The organism is Skermanella sp., assembly GCF_059503625.1.
The window spans coordinates 1-5,861 of record NZ_JCACHA010001047.1 but is presented as its reverse complement, the minus strand read 5'-3'; the positions used below and the strand labels follow the sequence as shown (position 1 = coordinate 5,861).

The window sequence follows — 5,861 nt, the reverse complement described above, 5'->3', positions numbered from 1 at the left end:
GGTCGATCCGGACCTTGTCGCCGGTCTTGAGCAGGGCCAGACCGCCGCCGACAGCCGCTTCCGGCGAGGCGTTGAGGATTGACGGGCTGGCCGAGGTGCCGCTCTGGCGGCCATCGCCGATGGTCGGGAGCGAAACAATGCCGCGTTTGATCAGGTGGTCGGGCGGCTGCATGTTGACGACTTCGGCCGATCCCGGATATCCCACGGTGCCGCAGCCGCGGATGAACAGGATGCAGTCCTGGTCGATGTCGAGGGTGGGGTCGTTGATCCTGCCGTGATAATCCTCCGGTCCTTCGAAAACGATGGCGCGGCCGACGAAGGCATCGGGATCGTCCGGGTTGGAGAGATACCGCTCGCGGAACTCCGGGCTGATGACGCTTGTCTTCATGACAGCGGAATCGAACAGGTTGCCGCCCATCACCAGCATCCCGGCCTCTTCCATCAGCGGCTTGTCGTAGGGACGGATGACGTCGTTATCGGGCGCCGGCGCCTTCGCGACGTTCTCGCCGATGGACTTGCCGCTGACGGTGACGGCATGGGCGTGGATGCGTCCGGCCTTCAGCAGCTCCTTCATGACGGAAGGGATGCCGCCGGCCCGGTGGAAGGCTTCTCCCAGGTAGAACCCGGCGGGCTGGCAGTTGACCAGCAGCGGAACTTCGTGGCCGACCCGCTGCCAGTCTTCCAGCGACAGGTCGACGCCGACATGGCGGGCGATGGCCGTCAGGTGCGGCGGGCAGTTGGTCGAGGCGCCGATCGCGGAGGCCACGGCGATGGCGTTCTCGAGGGCGTCCCTGGTCATGACCTTGCGCGGGGTCAGATCCTCCCGGACCATCTCCACGATGCGGCGGCCGGTCAGATAAGCCATCTGGCCGCGCTCCCGGTAGGGGCCGGGGATCGCGGCGCAGCCGGGCAGGGACATGCCCAGCGCTTCCGCCAGCGAGTTCATCGACAGGGCGGTGCCCATGGTGTTGCAGTGGCCGACGCTGGGAGCCGAGGCGCACACCATGTCCATGAACTCGTCATAGCCGATCGCGTCGGCGGAGAGCAGCCGGCGCGCTTCCCAGACCACCGTGCCGGAACCGGCGAGCCTGCCGTTGTAATGGCCGTCGAGCATCGGACCGCCGGACAGGACGATGGCGGGGATGTTGACGGTGGCGGCGCCCATCAGCATGGCGGGCGTGGTCTTGTCGCAGCCGGTCGTCAGCACGACGCCGTCCAGGGGGTAGCCGTAAAGCACCTCGACCAGTCCCAGGTAGGAGAGGTTGCGGTCGAGCGCCGCCGTGGGGCGCTTGCCCGTCTCCTGGATCGGGTGGACCGGAAACTCGATGGGAACGCCGCCCGCTTCGCGGATGCCGTCCCTGACGCGCGACGCCAATTCGATGTGGTGGCGGTTGCAGGGAGCGAGGTCGCTGCCGGTCTGCGCTATGCCGATGATCGGCTTGCCGGACTGAAGCTCCTGCCGGGTCAGCCCATAGTTGAGGTACCGTTCGATGTAAAGGGCGGTCATGTCGGGGTTCGACCGGTCGTCGAACCAGGCCTGGCTGCGCAGTCTGCCGGCGCCGTTCGTATCCGGCGCGTCCGGTGTGTACGGTTTCTCCGTGGTCATGGTTTCTCCCCTCGATCCAACTCGCTTATCCAACAGTTTGGCGGCTGGGAGGGCAGCGAACAATAGGACGGAGGCGATAGTATGTCGGGTATCGCCGGCTTATCATTTCATTTGACGAACATAAAGTTTTCATAAATTTATCTTCGCTATCCTGATCCGACGGGATGGCTGGCATGTCTCGGCAGGGCAAGCCCTATCGGAGGCCAGCCGGCTGAAGCGGCAATCGGATGGAAACATGGTGGAAGAACGTCCAGTCTGGTCCGATACCGCGCGGGAGCGCGTGCAGCTATGATGAACCGCCCAAGGCAGGAACGCCCGGCGCGCGACCGGCTATGGGTCAAACCGGGAGAGAAGGCGGCGGCTGTTCCCGAGAAGCCGCAGCACGACGACGAACGGCTGCTGAAGCTTCTGCAATCGGCCAAGCGTGAACTCCAGGGATTGCGTCTGGTCCACCTGCACCTGTCGCTGCTCCAGGACAAGAACTATGGCGACATCCTGGAGATCAAAAGGGCTGTTCAGTCGATCGCCGACAATTCCGCCTACCTGCAAGTCTTCACCCTGTCGAACGAAGACGTTCTGATCCTCTACAAGGGCATCAAGTTTTCCACCATCACCGAAGCGTGCCAGAAGATCGAAAAGATGATGCTGGCCCGCACGAAGATGACGAATATCAATCCCTACAAGGAGCACACGCTCTACTCGATCATGGAGCTGTCGCTGAACTTCGTGAACGTCATCCGTTTCATCGAAGGATTGGGAGACGAAGGCGGAGGCATCGACGGCCCGAAGGCAACGACCAAGGAGCCGATAAGCCTGGAGGAGTTGGCGAAGATCGAGCGGCAGATCGGAATGTTCGACCTGTCGCCGTTCATGCTCAACCAGCCGATCGTCAGTCTCGACCCAGCGGCCGTGAACCTCCACGAGTATTTCGAAATCTATATCGCCGTAAAAACTCTCGAGGATCGCCTAAGTCCCGAGTTCGATCTTACGGCCAACCGCTGGCTGTTCAACTACTTCACATCGAGCCTCGATCATGCGGTCCTGAAGTCGCTGAATCATGGCATCGATTTCATCCGCGGCCACAGAATCGGATTGAACCTGAACCTCAGCACGATCATGTCCTCCGCCTTCGTCAAGTTCGACGAGCGGCTGACGATGGAACTGCGGGGGAATGTCATCCTCGAGATCAACAAGGCCGATCTGGTCGAGAACATCGACACCTATCATGAGGTCATCGAGTACGCGAGCACGCGAGGCTACTCGATCTGCATCGACGGAATCACGCCGATGTGGGTGGCGCACATGGACCTGGAATTCATGGCCTGCCATTACGCCAAGCTGTTCTGGACCAATGAACTGGCGGAAATGAGCGAAAGGGACTTGAAGACCTTCGCCGATAAGATCAAGGCGCAGGAGAACTGCCGTTTCATCCTGGGCCGATGCAGCACCGTCACCGGGCTGCTCTTCGCCCAGAAGCACGGCATCAATCTCGTTCAGGGACGGATGGTCGATACCATTCTCCGGAAAGGCCTGACGGTCGCCAACGCCTTGAAAACGGCCAGTTCACTCGAGAACGATTGACGATCCGCCCACCAGCCACTTACCGTTGATTCAAGGTCCGCCGCGGACCTGCGCGATCGAATCGGGAGTGTGAAAATGGGGGCAATGCCCGCCACCCATGCGCTGATCGAGCTTCTTGGAGACGTCGCCCTGCTGCTTTGGGGCGTCCATATGGTCAGGACCGGGATCCTCCGCGCCTTCGGAGGAGACCTCCGCCAGTTGCTCGGCCGGGCGCTGCGGAACCGGCTTGCCGCCTGTCTGGCCGGTATGGGCGTCACGGTGGCGTTGCAAAGCAGTACCGCCACCGGGATGATGGCGACGTCGTTCCTTGCCGACGGCGTGATCGGGCTGATGCCGGCGCTCGCCGTCATGCTGGGGGCGAATGCGGGTACGGCCCTTGTCGTCTGGACGCTTTCCTTCGATATCACCATCGTCTTCCCGGCCCTTATCTTCATCGGGCTGGTGGTCTTCCGGACAGGGACACGGACGCGGTCCCGAAACCTGGGGCGGGCGACGATCGGCCTGGGTCTCGTCCTGCTGTCCCTGCACCTGCTTGTCGAGACCATCGTGCCCGATGCCGTGGCTCCCGAAGCGCGGGAATTGATTGCGGCCATCACGCGGGAACCGCTGCCGGTCCTGTTGATGGCGGCGCTGATAACCTGGGCGATGCATTCCAGCATCGCCGCCGTGCTGGTGATCGTCTCGCTGGCCGACAGCGGGCTGGTGACGCCGCTGGCGGCGCTTGCCATGGTGCTGGGCGCCAACCTGGGGAGCGCGTTCAATCCCTTGCTTGCCGCGACATCGGGCGACCGGAACGCGCTTCGCCTGCCGGTCGGCAACCTGTTCAACCGGATCGCCGGCTGCGTCGCGGTGCTGCCGTTCCTGCCGGAAACCGCCGCGTATCTCGGCCAGGTGGAGCCCGATCCGGGACGCATGGCCGCGGGGTTTCATCTGCTCTTCAACGTGGTGCTGGCGCTTCTGTTCATCCTGCCGCTGGCGTTGCAGGCCAAGCTGCTGGAAAAGCTGATCCCGGACCGGCCTCGGCCCGACGATCCGGCATCGCCCCGTTACCTGGATGCCGCTTCGCTGGATGTCCCCCGGGTAGCGCTCGCCAATGCCTCGCGCGAAGCGCTGCGCATGGCCGACGTTGTAGAAGAGATGCTGAAAGGGTCGAGGGAGCTGCTACGGCGCGACGACAACCGGCTGGCTGGGGAGTTGCGCCGGATGGACGACGTGCTGGACCGCCTTCACGGATCTCTCAAGCGGTTCCTGGGGGAGTTGAGCCAGCGGGAACTCAGCGATGAGGATGCCGCCAGACTGGCCCATGTGCAGACCGTCGCCCTCAACCTGGAACATGCCGGCGACATCATCGACAAGGGCGTGCTCACCCTTGCCGCCAAGCGCATCCGGCGGCATCTGCGCCTGACGAGCCGGCAGGCCGCGGAGGCCGAGGCGATGCACGATCACCTGCTGGCCCAGCTCCGTCTGGCCGGCGCCGTGTTCATGGGTGACGACCTGCGGTCCGCCCTGCGTCTTGTCGAGGAGAAGGAACGCTTCCGCGAGTTCGAGCGCGCGGCGGCCGAAAGCCAATTCGCCGAACTGCCCGAGGGACCCGATCAGGCGGAAACGAGCAGCCTGCACCTTGATGTCGTGCGCGATCTGAAGCGGGTGGACGCCCATCTTGCAGCCATCGCGCATCCCTTGCTCGAGCGCAGCAACCTGCTGCGTCCGTCGAGGCTGGTCAGGCTGCCCCGCCCGGGCGACGCTCAGTGAACGGCGTCAGACCGTCGGCAACCCGAGGCCGAGCAGAATGCCGACCAGCCCGCTTTCGCTGACCTGCAATGCCGCCTTCGACGGCGACATCCATTCCTTCTGGCGCTGGTCCTTTTCCGGCCAGTCCTTCAGGTCCTGATCGACCTTGAGAAGGAACACGTCCACGTTGCATTCGACCGACTTCTTGGCGCTGAGGCGCTTGGTGTAGATGTAGGAGCCGATCGGCTCCTTCTGTACCTTGCCCACCACCCCGGCTTCCTCGAAGGCTTCGCGGGCCGCCATGTCGTGCGGCTTGGTGCCTTTTTCCAGCCATCCCTTGGGGATGATCCACCGTCCGGTGTCACGGGAGGTGACAAGCAGCACCTCGATCGCGTCATCCGACATCCGGACCGGCAGCGCTGCGCATTGGGATCTTGGCGATTGGGATCTTGGTGATTTCGTTATCATGTTAGAGCAAGTCTATTGCCTGAGGCGTCGATTCGGCAACCCCTATGGATAAGTGCGGATACGATCGATGCCCCGGTTGCGTCCCGCTCGTTCCGTCGCGGTCTACCTGACCCGCTCAAGGATCAACAAGACACTGTCGAACCAGTTCATGGCGATGGTGCCGGAATCCATCTCGACGATCCACGAGCCGCGATCGTAGGATGGCCCGATATCCCCCTTGGCGCAGGTGATGAAGTGGGCCGGACGGTCCTTGCCGGCGGCGTCGACACCCATGTCGGCGGGTGAGGCCTCGTAGGTCTGGGAGATCAACGTCGCGAAGGCGAGCATTTTGCTGGCGACACGAGGGGACTCGCAGACATGTCCGTCCCCATCCCCGTCCATGACGAGGCGGTCGGCGGAGACGGCGAGGCGCAGCGCCATGAGCGACGGATCGTCGGGCGCGTAGGCCGCTATCCCGGTGGTATTCACCTTGGCC

5 protein-coding genes are annotated in these 5,861 nt (G+C 63.4%); 2 read left to right on the top strand and 3 right to left on the bottom strand.

Annotated features, from left to right (window positions below; all coding sequences use genetic code 11):
• Positions 1-1,606: IlvD/Edd family dehydratase (locus tag AC5JJ6_RS38020; protein ID WP_496047015.1), on the bottom strand; the 1,606-nt coding region annotated here is incomplete at its 3' end.
• Positions 1,607-1,894: 288 nt separating this feature from the next.
• Here AC5JJ6_RS38020 and AC5JJ6_RS38015 point away from each other — a divergent pair.
• Entirely contained in the window at positions 1,895-3,187 is a 1,293-nt protein-coding gene (locus AC5JJ6_RS38015) for a hypothetical protein (protein WP_496047014.1), read from the top strand.
• A gap of 75 nt (positions 3,188-3,262) precedes the next feature.
• On the top strand, positions 3,263-4,939 hold the full coding sequence (locus tag AC5JJ6_RS38010; protein WP_496047013.1) for a Na/Pi cotransporter family protein: 1,677 nt from the start codon (positions 3,263-3,265) through the stop codon (positions 4,937-4,939).
• A 6-nt stretch (positions 4,940-4,945) separates the two neighbouring features.
• Here the strand turns inward: AC5JJ6_RS38010 and AC5JJ6_RS38005 are convergent, their stop codons facing one another.
• Together AC5JJ6_RS38005 and AC5JJ6_RS38000 are read right to left on the bottom strand one after the other, a co-directional pair.
• The gene (locus tag AC5JJ6_RS38005) at positions 4,946-5,323 is read right to left on the bottom strand and encodes an NUDIX hydrolase (RefSeq protein WP_496047012.1); all 378 of its coding nucleotides are present in this window, start codon (positions 5,321-5,323) and stop codon (positions 4,946-4,948) included.
• A 165-nt stretch (positions 5,324-5,488) separates the two neighbouring features.
• Positions 5,489-5,861: hypothetical protein (locus AC5JJ6_RS38000; protein WP_496047011.1), on the bottom strand; the 373-nt coding region annotated here is incomplete at its 5' end.